Consider the following 18,361-nt stretch of genomic DNA (forward strand, 5'->3'; position numbering starts at 1 on the left):
TTCCCCATGTGAGAGTAGGTCATCGTCAAGATTAAATTCCGAAACCCCATTTGCGAAAGCAGATGGGGTTTTGTTTTAGTAGAAGTTCATGAATTTCACCGGCACGTTGTTAACGCAACGGGCTGGTATACAGAATTTCTTGACGACCATAGAGCATTGGAACCACCTGATCCCATCCCGAACTCAGCAGTGAAACGATGCATCGCCGATGGTAGTGTGGGGTTTCCCCATGTGAGAGTAGGTCATCGTCAAGATTAAATTCCGAAACCCCTGTTTGCTAACGCAGACAGGGGTTTTGTCGTTTAAGGGCCATAGCGCCCGCACCTACCGCCTGTCGGCTTCCTGCGTCAAAAGAAGATGCTTCTCACAAATTTCTAAGATTTATCGACTCTTGGCCGAAAGCCTGATGAGCCATGCGTGCACCGAAATAGAGCGGCCCAAGAGCCCGCCTATCCGTACATGGAATGTTCCACTCGGCACGCTCATCCCCCTTTGGCAAAAGAAGTCGATGAAATGAATCTTAAGTTCAGTCATAAAATTCTGTTGGCCGCGTCAGGCGTCGTGGTTCTGGCCTTCGCGTTATTCACGTTCTACAACGACTACCTGCAGCGCAGTACCATCAAGCAGAATCTGGCGTCGTCCATTCAGCAGTCCGGTGAACTCACTGCCAGCAGTGTGCAGAACTGGCTCAGTGGTCGCATCCTGGTGCTCGAAAACCTGGCGCAGAACGTTGCCCATCAAGGTAATGGTGCCGACCTTCCTGGACTGGTCGACCAGCCTGCATTCACGTCGAATTTCCAGTTCACCTATGTTGGCCAAACCAACGGCGTGTTCACCCAGCGTCCTGACGCGAAGATGCCAGACGGCTACGACCCGCGTCAGCGCCCTTGGTACAAGCAAGCTGTAGCAGCAGACAAAACCATGCTGACTCCACCTTATATGGCGGCTGTGGGCGGTCAAATCGTGACGATCGCCATGCCAGTGAAGAAGAATGGCGAATTGCTGGGAGTTGTCGGCGGCGATCTGAGTTTGCAAACCCTGGTGAAGATCATCAACTCGGTCGACTTCGGTGGTATCGGCCATGCGTTCCTGGTCAGTGGCGATGGCCAGGTCATTGTCAGTCCTGATCAGGACCAGGTGATGAAAAACCTGAAAGATATCTACCCTGGTACCAACCTGCGTATCGAGAAGGCCAGCCAGGATGTGGTGCTCAATAACCAGGATCGTATCCTCTCGTTCACCCCGATCACCGGCTTGCCTGGCGCAGATTGGTACATCGGCCTGTCGATCGACAAGGACAAAGCCTATGCTCCGCTGGGTAAGTTCCGTACGTCGGCATTGATCGCGATGTTGATCGCTGTGGTAGCGATCGCAGTGCTCTTGAGTCTGTTGATTCAGGTATTGCTGCGTCCGTTGACTACCATGGGTGTTGCCATGCAGGACATCGCCCAGGGCGAAGGCGATTTGACCCGTCGCCTCGACGTGACCAGCAAAGACGAGTTCGGTGAAGTCGGCAGCGCGTTCAACCAGTTTGTTGAGCGTATCCACGCTTCCATTTCTGAAGTGTCCTCGGCGACGCGCCAGGTGCATGACCTGTCTCAGCGTGTCATGGCTTCGTCCAATGCGTCGATCATCGGCTCCGACGAGCAGAGTGCGCGCACCAACAGCGTGGCTGCGGCGATCAACGAGCTGGGTGCCGCCACCCAGGAAATCGCACGTAACGCCGCTGATGCTTCGCAGCATGCCAGCGGTGCCAGCGAGCAGGCTGACGATGGTCGCAAGGTGGTTGAACAAACTATCCTCGCGATGTCGGAGCTGTCGCAGAAGATCAGTTTGTCCTGCACCCAGATCGAAACCCTCAACGCCAGTACCGACAACATCGGTCACATCCTGGATGTGATCAAAGGCATCTCCCAGCAAACCAACCTGCTAGCCCTTAATGCGGCGATCGAAGCTGCTCGTGCGGGTGAAGCTGGCCGTGGGTTTGCCGTGGTGGCGGATGAGGTGCGTAACCTGGCGCACCGTACGCAGGAGTCGGCCGAAGAGATCCACAAAATGATCACTTCCCTGCAAGTGGGTTCGCGTGAAGCCGTGACCACCATGAATGCCAGCCAGACCTCCAGCGAAGAGAGCGTCGAAGTCGCCAACCAGGCGGGAGAGCGATTGGTCAGCGTGACGCAGCGGATCGTCGAGATCGATGGTATGAACCAGTCAGTCGCTGCCGCCACCGAGGAGCAGACAGCTGTGGTTGAAACGCTCAACGTCGACATTAATCAGATCAACCTGCTTAACCAGCAGGGTGTTGCCAACCTCAACGAAACCCTCAAAGACTGCGATGCACTGTCCCAACAGGCGAGTCGGTTGAAGCAATTGGTTGATAGCTTCAAGATTTAATCTTGGCGACATCGGAGCGAGGCGACTCGCTCCGACTGCTCAGCTAAGCATCCGGCGCACATTCTGCAATGCGGTGTCGGCGAACGTCTGTACAAACGTTTCAAACTCCACCTGCGCTATTGCAATAGGCTCACCCACAAGTGTCCAGGTTGCCTTGGAACTGCTTGTGCCAAGCGCTTCCACTGTCATCGCTGCCCAGAATTGGGCCATGCCCAAGGTGTTGTAGAGGGTGGTCCATGTCATCGACATGGCGGCGGCGTCTCGACTGTTGAGTTGCTCCACGACGCAATGACCATCGTCGAAAAATTTCGTCCGCAATGCGCCCACGCCAACGCCTGTCATTTCAATGCGTGACAGGCCTGGAACGAAGGCATCAAAGCCTGCGAAGTGGCCCACCAGAGCCCACAGGCGGATTGCCGCGCATGGGACTATGACGGAGGCCACCACCGGTGTGCCGTTCGGGTTGCGGATCAACGTATCGGGTTGTAGCTGTTTCATGAAGGTGTCCTGAAGCAGTTCAGAGAAAGCCGGTGGCCCTGAGGTAGTCGCAGCCCTTGCGTAGCAGTGCCGGACTTTTTTGTGGGTATTGCGTGCCCATCTTCTCCACTCCCCACCGGGCATTGTCATAACGGATCATCGACGTATCACCGATGTCTTCACCCAGCTCGTCCAGATAGAAGCCCAACACACCAAACAATGCGTTATCGCGGTTTATCGCGCGCAGTGACTGTTGCCATTGTTCAATGCTTACCCGTTCGAAAACGTGCCCAGCCTGGCTGAACGCATCAAGGTACTGATCCCAGCTCAAAGGCTGCGGGTTATGCAGGTTGAAAACATTTCGGTCTGCGCAAAAAGAGGAGCCGTGGAACGCTATAAAACGGGCCAGGAAGTCCACGGGCATCAGATCGAAGTTCGCATCCAGCCGTGGGGCAAGCCCCAATTGCAGGGATCCCTTGAGCATTAACATCAATCGATTTTTCTGCGGCTGGCACACGCCACTCCGACTGTTGAAACTGATATTCCCCGGCCGAAGGATATTTACCCAGGCGCCTTGTGCGACAGCGCGCCCCAGCAGGCGCTCAGCGACCCACTTGGACAGGTTGTAGCCATTTTTCACATAGAGCGGCAACGTACTCGCGGCACTGGTTTCGAGAACGTGTCGGTCGGCATCGAGGCTGCTGCAGGCGGACAGTGTTGAGATGAAGTTGAAGACCTTCTTGCAATGGGTTTCGCAAAGGCGCAGGCACTCCAATATCGGCTCGACGTTGTCCTCGGCGAGTGACGCGTAATCCATCACATGATTGACCTGAGCCGCGTTGTGCAGCAGCACGCCGTAACTTCGAGCGAGGTGGTCATATACGTCGCAGGCGAGGCCCAGGCGAGGCAGGCGAATGTCAGCGGGATACACCTGCACCCGACTCAGGTCCAGATGTTCCAGGCGATATTCTCGCAAGGCTTGGGTGAACCGATTCGCCGCTGATTCGCCCGGCAGTTCCCGGACCAGGCAGGCTACTGCTTGTGCGCCATTTGCCAGCAACGCCTGGACGATATGCACCCCGACAAAGCTGTTGGCCCCTGTGACAATCACTTTGCGCGGATCACCCGAGCGGTCGCCAGTCAGCATCTCGACCCCCAACGCCTGTGATGCATCTTTCTCTATCGGGCCTGAAGGTATTTGGGGCGGTGCGCCGCCCTCCATCAGGGCTGCGAGCGCACGGATCGTGGGGGTTTCAAAAAATCGGCTCAAGGATGGGCTACGGCCAAACTGCTCACGCAGGCGTAACAAGAGGTTTGACAGAAGAATGGAGTGGCCGCCCCGGTTGAAAAAGCTGTCATCGATAGAAAGCTCGTGAACAGCCAACCCCAACAACTCTGCCCACAACTCGGTGAGTTGCACTTGAAGAGGGCTTTGCGCAGCGCAATGAGTAACCTCTTGAACGACGGAGGTTGGTAGTGCCCGTAATGCGTGTCGGTCGATCTTGCCGTTGCTTGAGCGGGGCATGCTCGGCAACTCGCTCCAGATGACGGGTTGCATGTACTCCGGCAGCCAATGTCGCGCATGTTCCTTCAGGCTTGCCAGTGTTGCACCTGGTTCGGGTTGAGCGGCATAGCCGATGATCTTGTGTGTGGGGTCGATCACCACGGCGACCTGTCGAAACAGCTGGCTGTTGCGCAGGCATTGCTCGATTTCCTGAGGCTCGACGCGAAAGCCACGTATCTTGATCTGATCATCCCGGCGACCGCACAGCTCGATACCATCGTGTGTCCATTTGGCCAGATCGCCGCTGCGGTAAGCTGCCAGCAACTCCCCACTCGGCAAGGTCAGTACAACAAAAGGGTTGTTGACCGGCAGCGTTACGTTCACGTATCCCAGGCTCACACCTGGGCCTGTGATGTACAGCTCGCCCACCACCTGTTCATCTACCGGTTGCAGGTTTTCGTCAAGGATCAGCACCTGACTGTTGGCAATAGGGCGACCGATGTTGCGATGGCTGTCACCTGGCTGGAACGTCCGGTGAGTCACTAGTACCGTGGCTTCAGTGGGACCATAGAGGTTGTGCAACTGACATTGGCCCGCCAGCCGCTCAATCACGTAGGGCTCGCAGAAATCACCACCGGTCAGCACATGGGTAAGGCCCAATGGTTGGTCCAACGGTAGGACGCTGAGTAAGGCCGGTGGCAGAAACCCATGGGTGACACGTTGCTGACGCATCAATTCGACCAGTTGCAGAGGGTCGAGCCGTTGCTCTGCACCAGGCACAACCAACTCGGCTCCGGCCATCAGGGCCGGGAAAATGTCGATCAGGGATGAGTCGAAACTTAACGGTGAAAACTGCAGGACACGACTCTGTTCGTTCAGCGCTACACAGGCGCCAAGCCAGGCGGTGAAATGCGCCAGATTGTGTTGGCTGAGCAATACGCCCTTTGGCCGACCCGTGGTGCCTGAAGTGAACAGCGCCATGCACGGCGAGTCGGCACAGGGCCGATGGCGCATCAATGGCTGCGCGGGATCGCTATTGTGTGGGTCGATCCTGCTCACATCCAGTGCAACGAAGTGGTCCCGCAGAGGGTGCCGGCCATTCTCCAGCAGCACACAGGCGCCGATGCTTTCCAGCATGCTTTGTTGGCGTTGCACCGGATGATCGGGTGCCAGTGGCAAATACACCGCGCCGCACCCCAGTACGGCGAGAATACTGGCATAGAGTTCGACGGATTTTTCCAGGCACACCCCGACTACTTGTGGTGCCTCATGGTTCTCCAGCATCGGGAGTAACCGTTGCTGGATCGCCAAGGCCCGCGTGTGAAGTTGGCTATAGGTCAGAACGTCCCCTGCAATATTCAACGCCGGTCGCTGGGCGAAGGTCTGAAGGCTTGCCTGCAATCGCTCAATCATGGGCACCTGGGCTACCTGCAAAAGTGCCGGTTGCACGGTACGATTGAAGCGATGCATAAACGCCAATGCTTCCAGCCCTTGCAAGCCTTGCTCAGGCCAGGCGTTAGCTATGACCGTTGCAGAGAGACAAGCGGGGTCTTTCGAAAAACAGCTGACCAGCAAGGCGACCCATTCCACCAGTGCGTCGGTTGCCTGTTGGCGCAGCCGCTGACCATTACCGCTGAACTCCTCGGTAACGTCATGCACGGCCAGCAAACGCTGTTCAAGGTCATAACAGCGAAACTGAAGGGTAGGCAGGCCGTGTTCGCCGATTGGGCCAATGCCCACGCGCAGGCTCATCCTGTGCGTGTCGGGGAATAGCGTTGGCAGCGGCTGACTGCCGTCCTCAATCACCAGATCGACTGCTTCCACCCCAGCTGCGTGCCCGTACTGTCCCACCCTCTGTTTGATGGCATCCAGCGCTCTGCCGGAGCCCCCCCATCCAATCGTCAAACGCTGCATGCCGATCTCCCCGCCTGGGTCAGATACCCATCTAAAGTCCGTGCAACGCTGGGTGTTTGCAGCATGCCGCTGTGATGTAGAAAGCTCATGATGTTGCCCACCAGTGGATGCTGACGGGTGATGGGAAAGTCCACTGCCTCGATTTCATGCCGCAGTGCCAGGCGAACATCAGCACCGACATCCATGTGCTCGATCAGGAGCAGATCGAAGCCTTTTTGCAGATCGTTGGTCAGGTAATGGACCAGGAAAATCGGCAGGATTTCAGCGATACTGTCACGGTCTTCCGGGCTTGCAGCTTGCCAGTAGAGACGTACCAACTGCGCCCAGAATTGTGCGTGGCGCCCTTCATCAAACAAGTGATCGGCCATCAAGCCCCGGATGGATTGCTTGACGCTGTCGTCTTTGGAAAACGCCGCTACGTCTTGTGTCACGGTGTTTTCGGCAATAGCCACGGCAATCAATTCAACGGCATCGTGCAGGTGTGCCGGAGCGTGAGTATGCGCCGCCGGCAGGGCGCGGCTCAGCTCGATCTGCCGGGGCAATTCGAGAGGCTGGATACCCGTCATGTGCACGGCTTGATGCAGGAAATCCAGTGCGACCAGCGCGTGGTAATCCTCATCCACCACGACGGTCATGGCGTCAATGCGACAGGCAAGGGGGAAGGGCAGCGAGAAGCGGTTTTTTGCAATGCTGCGAGCGGTCTTGTCGACGATCTCGGTTTCGAAGATCACCACATCATTGATGAATTTGTAGAAGCTTTGCAGCAGTACGAAGTCGCGCCACGGCGAGCAGTGTTCAAGAAACGTTTCGCTGAGTACCAGGGGTTGGCGGCACAGGGGGTAAATCAATTTATCGTCGTTTTCCAGCAGGCGTCGAGGGCGAGTGCGGATGGTTGCACGACGTTCCCAGTCTTCGGCAAAGGAGCGGTAGTCAGCGGTGCTCATGGTTGCACCTCTTGCATCGAGGCCCGCACGTCGTCCCAAAACGTGATGCGACTTTCCAAGGCGCTGAATGCCGTGCAGTCAGCTTGTTTCTGGCGTGCGGGGTCCGCGCCGATCAAGCGCTGAAGCAGTTGATGGGCTCCCGGGCCATGTGCCTGGCTGTCCATCTCGATGTGACGGTTGAGGTAGTGATGGAAGGTGGGCGCCTCACGTTCAATGAAGCCGTTGCTGCGCGAAATGCGCTCGAACATCGAAGGGATGACACTTTCGCGGCCGTGGAGGAAAGCAGCCGCCACGCAATGGCTGGGTGCGTTCAGTGCGATCTGCAACGTGCTGTCAACGAAGCGAGCCACACCAAGGGGCGCTTTGACTCTCTGCAAGGCGACGCTTGCTTCCACACCCTGGTATTGCAGGTCAATGAAACGCGTGATTGCAAGCGTGCTGGCGCCCACCTCGGCCATTGCGTCCATATACAACTCGAAGTGGCTGCTGTAGCCGCGAGTTGGATGCACGTCCGACTCCTCACCCAACACGATTTCATTGATCAGGCGGGCAGCGTGCGGGTCGGTGGGCGGGAACCAGGGTATCCCTGTGCAGGTCAGGTCCTGTTGCAAGCGTTTGGTCAGCGCCATGAAGTCCCAAACGGCAAATACATGGTGCTCCATGAAAAGTTGTAACTTTCTTAATGAAGTTATTTCTATAAATAACGGATGGCTGCACAACTGCAGTTTTTTTTGTTCAAGTAAGTGTTGGTGCATGGTTGACGCCTGTATTGCGACTGCTCTGAGCAGTGATGAGGATTTTGTAGTTGTTAAATAGACGGGTGACGTTAGGTCAGGATGAGCATGCAGCGCCGTTGTTGACGGAGGTGCGCGCAGCAAATTGAACGATCGGGTTTTTCGAGAAGAGATAATAAGCTGATTAAACGTTTGTCTGAGCTTATAAATGTATTAGATGTTTTTCGAAAGATGATAGTGAGGGATGTTAATGATTTAAGAGTAAGAGTTTTCTATGTTGTCAGTCGGTGTTATTAAGTGGGCTCGGTACTTTTATAACTAATCGATGCGGGACGCTTCCACGTGGGGAAGCTGTCCCGCTAAGCAGTTAAACAAGGAGAAAGAGGCGTCTTACCACGCGCTTTTGTTATCGGCGGTTTCCAGGCCATTGAGGTAGTTGGCGATCACTTCCATCCCGCGCATCAGGTGATTGCGTAGCGTCAGGATGCTCTCGTCGACCTTTTTCTGCGCCACCAGGTTCAGCAGTTCACGGTGATCTTCCTGGGATGTCTCGCCCAGCCCCATTGCCTCAAGGTTGAAGCGCAGGAAACGCTCCTCCTCGTTCAACCCATGCTCGACCAGCTTGAGCAATCGCTGGTTAGGTGCCTTGCCATACAAGGTCATATGGAACAGCCGATTGAGGTGGCCAATCTCGGAATAGTCTTTTTCACGCTCCAGGGCACTGATGTAGGACTCGGCCTCTTCAATATCAGCGTCAGTCAGCAAGGGAATCGACAAGCGCAACGCTTCGGACTCCAGCAACATGCGCAAGCCATAGGTCTCCGCCGAATTGTCCTCGATCAACGGTGCAACCACGGCGCCTTTGTGGGTCACCACGTGCAGCAACGACTGTGCTTCCAGCTGGCGCAAGGCTTCGCGCACGGGCATGCGGCTGACACCGAACAGGCTGGCCAGTTCTTGCTGGCGCATAGCGGTGCCGCACGGCAAGCGTCCGTCGAGAATGGCATTTCGTAACGTTTCTTCAATAACGGAGCGTGCAAGATGGGCGGGAATAGGCCCGCTGATTTTGATGCTGCTTAAAGGGGTCGGCTTCTGCGTCACGGTTACGCTATCCTCCTTTCTTGAATAAAGTGCGTTTAATTGGATCCAATGCACACTAAAGATGGGCCGCACGCTTGTCAAACAACCAAAGTTTCCGTTTGTAAGGGCTTACAGGACATACTTTGTATATCCCACAAGGGGCGGTTATAAACGCGGCCCGCTGATGAATGATTGCACTATGCCATTGTTTTTTGTGGGTCAACGCTTCACCATCCCTTGAAATTCCGTCTCTCTTCACGGACTGAACGCCTTGGCGGTAAGTTTTATTCCTTCTCGAATCCTAAGCTGGCTGTTTTCAGCGCTACTGTTGGCCGGCTTGATGCTGGGCGGGCTGCATGCCGATTGGGATTTCTCCCAGATCAGCCGCAAAGCCACCGCCCTGTACGGGCCGTTGGGGGAAGGTCAGCAACGCATCGACGACTGGCAGCGGCTGCTGGCGACGCAAAAACAAGTCAGCGAGCAGGAGCAGCTCAAGGTCGTCAACCTGTTCTTCAACAAGCACATGACCTACACGGAAGACATCGATCTGTGGCATGTGGAGGACTATTGGGAGACACCCATCGAGGCCTTGTGGAAAGGTGCCGGCGACTGTGAAGACTATGCTATCGCCAAGTACTTCAGCCTGCGTCATCTGGGTGTCTCCAGCGACAAATTGCGCATTACCTACGTCAAGGCGTTGCGTCAGAATCGCGCTCACATGGTCCTGACCTATTATCCGACCCCCGACGCGATCCCGTTGGTGCTCGATAGCCTGATGGACGAGATCCTGCCGGCCACCCGCCGTACCGATTTGCTCCCGGTGTACTCATTCAATGCCGAGGGTTTGTACTTGCCGGGCGCCAAGGGCAACAAGAAAGTCGGCGATACCAAACGCTTGTCACGCTGGCAGGATGTGTTGAGAAAAATGCGTGCCGAAGGCTTCCCAGCCGAGCCTGCCAACTAGGAGTAACTGATCGGTGTCTTTGTTCAAACAACTATTGATCGCAATCTGTCTGTTCCTCGTGGTCGCCTTCAGTGGCAGCTTCATGGTCAGCCTGGAAAGCTCGCGCACGCAGTATGTCAACCAGCTGCGCTCCCACGCGCAGGATGCGGCGACGGCATTGGCGTTGTCGCTGACGCCCAATATCGACGATCCGGCCATGGTGGAGCTGCTGGTCAGTTCGATTTTCGACAGCGGCTATTACGCGAGCATCCGCGTGGTGGACCTGGCCACCGACAAGACCATCGTCGAGCGCAGCGGCATTCCCGACAACAACGGCGTGCCCGACTGGTTCGTCAAGCTGATCGGCCTGGAACCGGCTGGTGGTGACGCGCTGGTCAGCCGCGGCTGGGAACAGGCGGCGCGTGTCGAGGTGATCAGCCACCCGATGTTCGCTCTGGCCAAACTCTGGCAAAGCGCCCTGGGTAGCCTCGGCTGGCTGCTGCTGTGCGGCGCGGTCAGTGCGGTGCTCGGTGCACTGCTACTGCGTCGGCAATTAAAGCCGCTGGACTACATGGTCAAGCAGTCCCACGCCATCGCCCGCCGCGAATTCCTCAGCCTGCCCGACTTGCCACGCACGCCGGAACTGCGGCGCGTGGTACAGGCCATGAACCAGATGGTGGAAAAGCTCAAGGCACTGTTCCAAGAGCAGGCCGAACGCAGCGAAAAATTGCGCACTGAATCCTATCAGGACAACCTCACCGGCCTAGCCAACCGCCGCTACTTCGAGATGCAGCTCAACGCCCGTGTCAGCAACCCGGAAGAAACCAACTCTGGCTACCTGTTGGTATTGCGTATCAAGGACCTGGCCGGTCTCAACCAACGCCTGGGTGGCCAGCGCACCGACCAGTTGCTGCAAGCGGTCGGTCAGCAGCTGCTGCGCCAGTGCGAGCCGTACCCGGAAACCCACAACCTCGTCACCCGTATTCGCGGCGGTGAGTTCGCCGTGCTAGCGCCGGGGCTGGTGCGTGAAGAAGCGCTGCAACTGGCGCAAAACCTCGAAAGCACCTTGCAAAGCCTACAGGTCACTGGCGCCAGTGACGTCACGCCGGTTGCTTACATCGGCCTGGCACCCTTCAACCATGGCGACGCCCCTCAGGCGCTGCTGACCTTGGCTGATCAGGCCCTGGCCCAGGCTGAAGGGCAGGGTGATACCAGCTGGGTATGCCTCGACCGAAGCGCCGCCGCCAGTGTCGGCGACGACCATCATGCCTGGCACACCTTGTTGGACCAGGCACTGACGCTGCAGCGCTTCGAGCTGTATTTCCAGCCGGTGGTCGCCAGTCAAGACCCGCAACGGGTGCTGCACTACAAAGTACTGTCGCGCCTGCAGGATGAAGACGGCCATACGATACCCGCGGGCCGGTTCTTGCCGTGGCTTGAACGCTTCGGCTGGACGTCCCGTCTCGATCGCCTGATGCTTGAACAAGTACTCAAGCAGATGGCCAGTCACACGCACAACCTGGCGTTGAACCTTTCGGCCGCGACCTTGCAAGACGCCCAGGCGCTGAATCGGATTGTTGAGCTGCTACGCCAGCACAGCAACCTGGGCCCGCGCCTGACCCTGGAGATCGGCGAAGAACAATTGCCCGAGCAGGCCCTGTTGGAGCAACTGACCCAGCGCCTGCGCGAACTGGGCTTCTCTTTGAGCCTGCAGCGTTTTGGCGGGCGCTTCAGCATGATCGGCAACCTGGCGCGCCTGGGCCTGGCGTACCTGAAGATCGATGGGAGCTACATCCGCGCCATTGACCAGGAAAGCGACAAGCGCCTGTTTATCGAAGCGATCCAGCGTGCGGCCCACAGCATTGACTTGCCGTTGATTGCCGAGCGTGTGGAAACCGAAGGGGAACTGAAGGTGATTCGCGAGATGGGAATTTTCGGCGTGCAGGGGCAGTTGTTTGGCGAGCCTGCACCCTGGAAATAACGCGCCGACACCACAAACCAATGTGGGAGCTGGCTTGCCTGCGATGACGTAGTGTCAGTCGATACAGATGTCGACTGTTCCACCGCTATCGCAGGCAAGCCAGCTCCCACATGGTGACCCGAGCCCACTTCAGAACTCAGATCAGCCCAGTCTCTTCATCATCGATCAAATGGCTCAACCCACCCAACGCTTCCCGCGCATGAGTACGATCCATCAATTTTGCCTGGGCCGCTGGTGGCAAGTCCGTCACGCTGATCACGCCTTTGCGGGTCAGTACCTGGATCAAGTCGTCGAGCACCCGGATCATTTCCAGGTCACTTTGCTTGAGCTGCGCCAGGCTGGTTTCCACCACTTCGTTGGCGTACCAGGCCTGGATCTCATGATGATCGGCCGGTAGGGTTTCGGTTGATTCGGCAAAGGCGGCGGCCTCTACGCGGCTCAGCGCGCCCTGCGCATCACGTTGCACGTAAAACATAAGAACCCCTCGAAAATGAGTCACACGCCGCCAGTAGCATAGGTCAACGGTGTGTTGATAGGCGCGAGTATGCGATGCAACCGCCCGACAGAGCCAGCAACGAAATCGGCCGCCCTGGGGCGGCCGATATCCGAAGCTTAGGAGGTGTGGTCGATCTTGATGGTCGGGTCAGCACCCGAGATCAGCGAGTTGATGCTGGTGTGGGACCAATCGTTGCCTTCCAGCTTGATCGTCACATCGGCATTGGCCAGGCCGCCGGCGGCGTTGAGCTTGCCTTCACTGCTCACTTGCAGGGTCGACACACCGTCTACCGTGGTGATCTTGAGGTAGTTGTCGATGGTGCTGTCCGTCTCACCCTTCAACAGATCCCGCAGATCAATCTTGTCACCTTCCGAGATCTTGAAGTCCTTGATCACGTCGTTGCCGAAGTCACCGGCTTTCCATACGAAGGTGTCGGCACCCGAGCCACCGATGAGGATGTCGTTGCCTGGCCCGCCGATAAGCGTGTCGTTGCCGGTGCCGCCCAGCAGGATGTCATTGCCTTTGCCGCCGTCCAGCGTGTCGTTGCCGCCCTGGCCGAACAGGATGTCATCGCCTGCGCCGCCCAGCAGCGTGTCATTGCCGTCTTTGGCGCCGGACACATCGAAGTCAGCGTAGTGCTCAGTCACGTACTGGTGCACGTTCGAGGCGGTCACCGCCGTCACGGCCACGCCGGTTTTCTGCGCCACAAAGGCTTGCAGTGCGTTGTAGCCCTCACCGGTAATTCCGCTGAAGCTCACCAGGTCGCCGAAGAGGATATCGTTGCCGTCACCACCGTTCACGGTGTCGGCGCCAGGCAGCGTGGCTTCGGTGTGGCCGAGGATGGCATTGGCCAGGTCCTTCGGATCGATGTTGCTTTGCGGCTTGCCATCGGTGTCGTACGGCTTGAGGTCATTAAGGCTGACGTCGCCGTTGATACCGATTGCTTCCACTTGCGACAACCCACCCAGCAGCGCGAACGCGCTTTTGGCGTTGTTCAACGTCGCCGAATCGGTGCTGTAACCCGTGCCGCTCAGGGTGGACAGCTCGTAGGTGCCGTCACCCTGGGCGTGAACGGTGCCCAGGTCGCTAATGACCCAGCGCCAGCCGTTCCAGGTTTGCAGTTGCGCCGCACCCGAAGTGTCGATGGTGAAGTAGTGGGTGCTATCCAAGGACTTGCTGAACGTTGTCCCCAGCGTGTAGTTGGCCGTCGTCACCAAATCGTCGAGCTTGGTGTTGTAAATCGTCGGGTTGGTCTGCTCGCCGCTCTGGTAGTACGTCGGTTTACCGTCAGTGATGAAGTAAGTCAGGTTGGTGGCGCCCGTGTTGCCGGAGGCCAGGCCGCTCTGGAAGAAGTTGGCCGTGGCCTTGAACACGTCTTCGTAGTTGGTGCCGCCACCGGACGTCATCGAGTCCAGCACTGACTTCAGCACGGTCAGGGCATTTGGATCGTTGAGGTTGATCGCAACCGACTTGTTCACCTGGGTATCGAAGTCTGCCAGGAAGATATTCACCGTGCCCGACGTGTTGGCGCCCAGGCTGTCTCTGAGTGAGTTGAACACCGAGGTCAGCGAAGCCTTCGCCGCGTTGATCGAGGCGTCGCTCATACTGCCGGAGCTGTCCACCATGAACGCGATGTTGTAGTTCTTGCCCTGCACCACGTTCAGGCCTCCGATGTCGGAGACGATGATGTCGTTGCCATCGGTGCCGGTGATCGCGTCGCTGCCCGAGGTGCCGGTGACCGAGTTATAGGTCGCCGGGTACACGGTGACTGGCAATTGCGCGGTAGTGGTCGCCGAACCGCCGAGGCTTTCAGTGGAGGTCGAGGTGACCGTCAGATTGAACTGGCCGCTGTAGTAGGTCGGTGGCTTGATCGTCAGGGTGCTCAGGTCCCAACCGGTTACGTTCACTTCGCCTACAGACTTGGTCGCGGTGAAGGTATGCCCGGAAGCATCGGTGAGCACGGAGCCGGCCGGTACGCCGCTGATCTTCACGCTCAGGGTTTCCGAGCCATCGGTGTCGGTCAGCGCAGTGGTGACTTTGGAGAGCTTCACGGTGCCATTTTCCTGGCCTTCGTTGAGCTTGTAGCCCACGTAGTAACCATCGCCGTTGCTGCCATGCAGGTCGGACACGGTCACGCCGGCGTTGGTCAGGTCGGTGAGGCCGGTGTACAGCGGCACGCCGCTGGTGCTCAGGTCCTTGACCGGGCCGCCGTCGACCGACAGGTTCACGTCATAGCTGCCTGGGCCGGACTGGTTGGCGTGGTAGATCTCCAGGCTGTAGTAGCCGCTGACCGTTGGTGTGAACGAGCCGCTGAACTTGCCGCTGTTGGTGCCATACAGTGCGCTGGCGACATCTTTGCCACCCACGTTGATCACCAGGCTGTCATCACCGGTGCCGCTGAAGGTGTAGCTCTTGCCGGCTTCCATGTAAATCAGGCCGGAAGTCTTCGAACCTGCGCCGCCAGGGACGTTGGCGGTGGACTCGACGTTGGTCACCACGGAGGTGTTGTTTGGTGTGCCGGCGCCATCGATGGCCTTTTTCAGTACATCCGGTGCGGCGCCGTTACCGTTGTTGCCAATGCCGGACAGGCTGTTCCAGCTCTGCTTGACCAGGCCGACCGAGCTGACGTTGTTATCGGCCACGGTCAGGGTTGGCGCGTCGGCGACCGGCGTGATATCGACTTTCACCGTGGCGCTGTTGCCCAGGTCCTTGCCATCGGTAGGCTGGAATTTGAACTGCGCGTAATCCGCCTGCTTGTTACCCACACCGGTGCCGCCATAACCGTCGGCGCCGGACTCGTTGGCGTTCGGCATAAAGCGCAATTGGCCGCCATCGATCTGTGCCTTGGTGAAGGTCTGGCCAGCCGTCACGTTGGTCCAGGTGGTGCCATCCGCGGCCAGGTATTGCAGCTTGCCGGCTACCGGCAGATCGGTGATTTTCACGCCGAGGCTGCTTTGTGGCGAGTCCACGTCGGTCACGCCGAAGTTGGCCCAGGTCAACGCCAGTGGCGTGTCTTCGGTACCGGTCACGGCACTGCCGGTGGCCACTGGCGGATCATTGACTGCCACCACGTTGACGGTGGTGGTAGCCACGTTGGAGTAGTTGCCGCCATCGGTCACGGTCACAGTAATGACCCGCGGCGTGGTGCTTGGGTCGTGGCTGTTGTTGGTGAACGTAATGTTCTGGATGCGCTGCATGTAGTCAGCCAGCGTCGCGCTGCCCGACAACGTCAGGGTGATGGTACCCGTCTGGTTGTTGGTGCTGACAGTGATGCCATTCACGCTGTTGCCCAGGTTCAGCGCATCACCGGCCTGTGCGTTGGTCAGGGTGATCGTCGCGCCGGTCAGCATCGTGCTGTCCGGATCGGTGATCTTGATATCCGTGTCGGCAATCGAAACACCCGGCCCGGCGGTGCCTTCGGTAAAGACTGTTTTGTAGTCGGCACCGGTGGCGCCGCTGGAGTTGTTGGCATCCAGGTCGATGACCGGCGGTGCATCGTTGTCGATGATGTCGGTGCTGACAGTGCCCTTGTCGATCACCAGGCTCTCGAAGTTGCCACCGGTGGTCTTGTCGATGGTGATGACGATCTGCTCGGTCGGCTCGGTGATCTTGTCGTCGAGGGTCCGGATATCAAACGGCACGCTGCTGGAGCCGGCCGGGATCTTCACGGTGTACACGCCGTTGAAGTCCGAACCGTCGGTGGCGGTGCCGCTGTACTTGAGCGTTACGGTCACATCGGTTTGCGCCGGGTTGCTCAGCGTCAGGGTGTAGTGCGCGGTGCCGCCTTCCGTCACCGACGCGTCGCCGGTGATGCTGATAGTGGTGGTGTTGACCACATCAGTGACTTTGGTAACTACGGTGCTGCCGTCGACGATCAGGTGTTCATACTTGTCGCCACCGCTGACCACGCCGGTGATCTTGTTGCTGACGTCGTTGGCGCCGACATACACATCGTTAGGCGCGGTGGCGGTCGTGACACCGCTGGACTTGCCGTTGCCGATCGTGATGGTCGAACCGTTGTCCAGCTTCACCACCAGGTCGGAACCAACGTTGTTGACCGCCACGCCATTCTTGTCGACCAGCGACGCGGTGTAGATGATTTGCCCGCCTTCGCTGGTGGAGCCGGTGGCTTTGAGCGACACGGTTACATCATCGATGGTGTCGTTGATGGTGGTGGTTGCACCATTGCCGGCCACTTCCAATTTCTCGAAGTTGCCGCCCGTGGCGTCAGTGATCTTGACGGTCTGGGTGCTCTTGTCGATGAACACGTCATCGCCCGGCGCGTTGACGGTCACGGTGCCGACGGTGTCACCGGCCTTGATGGTGATGGTCGAGCCGTTGTCGAGTTTCAGGGTGACGTCAGTACCGGCCTTGTTACTCAAGGTCGCGGTGTATGTGATCTGACTACCTTCGTTGACTTCGCTTGGTGCGGTCAGCGTGACGGTGGTGGTATCTGCTGTACCCGGTGTGTCGGTGACAGTGGTGTTCACCGGCGTGGTGCCTGGCACCAGATTTTCGAAGTGCTCACCACCAGTCACACCTTTGATAGCGGTAGTGACGGTTTGATCGCCTTTGTAGACGTCGTTTGGTGCCACGGTGGTGACGGTGCCGCTGGATTGGTTCACACCGATGGTGATGGTCTGGCCATTGTCCAAGGTCACGGTCAGCGGGTTGGTGATGTTGGTCACTGCCGCGCCGTTGTTATCCACAAGGCTGGCGGTGTAAACGATGTTGCCGCCTTCGCCGACGGTGGTGGTCGCGGTCAGAACGACGTCCACTTTGTCGATGGTGTCGTTGATCGTGGTAGTCGCACCATTGCCCGCAACTTCCAATTTCTCGAAGTTGCCGCCCGTAGCGTCAGTGATCTTGACGGTCTGAGTGCTCTTGTCGATGAACACGTCATCGCCCGGCGCGTTGACCGTCACAGTGCCGACGGTGTCACCGGCTTTGATGGTGATCGAGGAACCGTTGTCGAGTTTCAGGGTGACGTCAGTACCGGCCTTGTTGCTCAAGGTGGCGGTGTAGGTGATCTGACCACCTTCATTGACTTCACTTGGTGCGGTCAGCGTGACGGTGGTGGTATCAGCGGTGCCCGGTGTGTCGGTGACAGTGGTGTTCACCGGCGTGGTACCTGGCACCAGATTTTCAAAGTGCTCGCCGCCAGTCACACCTTTGATGGCGGTGGTAACGGTTTGATCGCCTTTGTAGACGTCGTTTGGTGCCACGGTGGTGACGGTGCCGCTGGATTGGTTCACACCGATGGTGATGGTTTTACCGTTATCCAGGGTCACGGTCAGCGGGTTGGTGATGTTAGTCACCGGCGCGCCGTTTTTATCCACAAGGCTGGCGGTGTAAACGATATTGCCGCCTTCACCAACAGTGGTGGTGGCGGTCAGAACCACATCCACTTTGTCGATGGTGTCGTTGATCGTGGTGGTGGCGCCGTTACCTGCAACTTCCAAATTCTCGAAGTTACCGCCCGTAGCATCAGTGATCTTGACGGTCTGGGTGCTCTTATCGATGAACACGTCATCGCCCGGCGCATTAACCGTCACGGTGCCAACGGTATCGCCGGCCTTGATGGTGATCGACGAGCCGTTGTCGAGTTTGAGCGTGACGTCAGTGCCGGCTTTATTGGAAAGCGTAGCGGTGTAAGTGATCTGGCCGCCTTCGTTAACCTCAGACGGAGCCGTCAGGGTCACGGTAGTGGTGTCAGCAGTGCCCGGTGTGTCGGTGACAGTGGTATTCACCGGCGTGGTGCCTGGCACCAGGTTCTCGAAGTGCTCGCCGCCAGTCACACCTTTGATGGCGGTGGTGACGGTTTGATCGCCTTTGTAGACGTCGTTTGGTGCCACGGTGGTGACGGTGCCGCTGGACTGGTTCACACCAATGGT

Annotated in this window: 9 protein-coding genes, 1 rRNA gene and 1 pseudogene; 4 read left to right on the plus strand and 7 right to left on the minus strand. The window is 57.9% G+C overall.

Features of this window, described 5'->3' with window-relative positions; translation table 11 throughout:
* Window positions 1-138 precede the first annotated feature (138 nt).
* Both rrf and AC07V4_RS26780 read left to right on the plus strand, forming a co-directional pair.
* Window positions 139-254 (plus strand): 5S ribosomal RNA (gene rrf, locus AC07V4_RS26775).
* A 259-nt stretch (window positions 255-513) separates the two neighbouring features.
* Window positions 514-2,394: a methyl-accepting chemotaxis protein gene (locus AC07V4_RS26780; protein ID WP_492638741.1), complete on the plus strand. Its 1,881-nt coding sequence runs from the start codon at window positions 514-516 to the stop codon at window positions 2,392-2,394.
* 39 nt (window positions 2,395-2,433) lie between these two features.
* Here AC07V4_RS26780 and AC07V4_RS26785 read toward each other — a convergent pair whose 3' ends face one another.
* From AC07V4_RS26785 to AC07V4_RS26805, 5 genes are all read right to left on the minus strand, one after another.
* Entirely contained in the window at window positions 2,434-2,892 is a 459-nt protein-coding gene (locus AC07V4_RS26785; protein ID WP_492638742.1) for an SRPBCC family protein, read from the minus strand.
* A gap of 19 nt (window positions 2,893-2,911) precedes the next feature.
* Entirely contained in the window at window positions 2,912-6,289 is a 3,378-nt protein-coding gene (locus AC07V4_RS26790) for an amino acid adenylation domain-containing protein (protein ID WP_492638743.1), read from the minus strand.
* Window positions 6,277-7,233: a diiron oxygenase gene (locus AC07V4_RS26795; RefSeq protein WP_492638744.1), complete on the minus strand. Its 957-nt coding sequence runs from the start codon at window positions 7,231-7,233 to the stop codon at window positions 6,277-6,279. The genes AC07V4_RS26790 and AC07V4_RS26795 overlap by 13 nt, the downstream gene beginning before the upstream one ends.
* Window positions 7,230-7,988 (minus strand): DUF3050 domain-containing protein, encoded by a 759-nt coding sequence (locus AC07V4_RS26800; RefSeq protein WP_492638747.1) that lies wholly within the window; start codon window positions 7,986-7,988, stop codon window positions 7,230-7,232. Before AC07V4_RS26800 ends, AC07V4_RS26795 begins: the two co-directional genes overlap by 4 nt.
* Before the next feature lie 369 nt (window positions 7,989-8,357).
* On the minus strand, window positions 8,358-9,068 hold the full coding sequence (locus AC07V4_RS26805) for a GntR family transcriptional regulator (RefSeq protein ID WP_492638745.1): 711 nt from the start codon (window positions 9,066-9,068) through the stop codon (window positions 8,358-8,360).
* Window positions 9,069-9,318: 250 nt separating this feature from the next.
* Between AC07V4_RS26805 and lapG the strand changes: the two genes are divergently transcribed.
* Together lapG and lapD are read left to right on the plus strand one after the other, a co-directional pair.
* Window positions 9,319-10,011, plus strand: coding sequence for a cysteine protease LapG (gene lapG / locus AC07V4_RS26810; RefSeq protein WP_431751928.1), 693 nt, complete (start codon window positions 9,319-9,321; stop codon window positions 10,009-10,011).
* Between the two features lie 13 nt (window positions 10,012-10,024).
* Complete coding sequence (gene lapD, locus AC07V4_RS26815; RefSeq protein ID WP_492638746.1) at window positions 10,025-11,971, plus strand: cyclic di-GMP receptor LapD; 1,947 nt, start codon at window positions 10,025-10,027, stop codon at window positions 11,969-11,971.
* 136 nt (window positions 11,972-12,107) lie between these two features.
* On the opposite strand, the gene AC07V4_RS26820 is transcribed toward lapD, so the two are convergent.
* Together AC07V4_RS26820 and AC07V4_RS26825 are read right to left on the minus strand one after the other, a co-directional pair.
* Window positions 12,108-12,446: a hypothetical protein gene (locus tag AC07V4_RS26820; RefSeq protein ID WP_064450089.1), complete on the minus strand. Its 339-nt coding sequence runs from the start codon at window positions 12,444-12,446 to the stop codon at window positions 12,108-12,110.
* 137 nt (window positions 12,447-12,583) lie between these two features.
* Window positions 12,584-18,361: pseudogene (locus AC07V4_RS26825) on the minus strand (LapA family giant adhesin); the annotation flags it as partial.

Source organism: Pseudomonas sp. GW821-FHT03A09 (assembly GCF_059421065.1).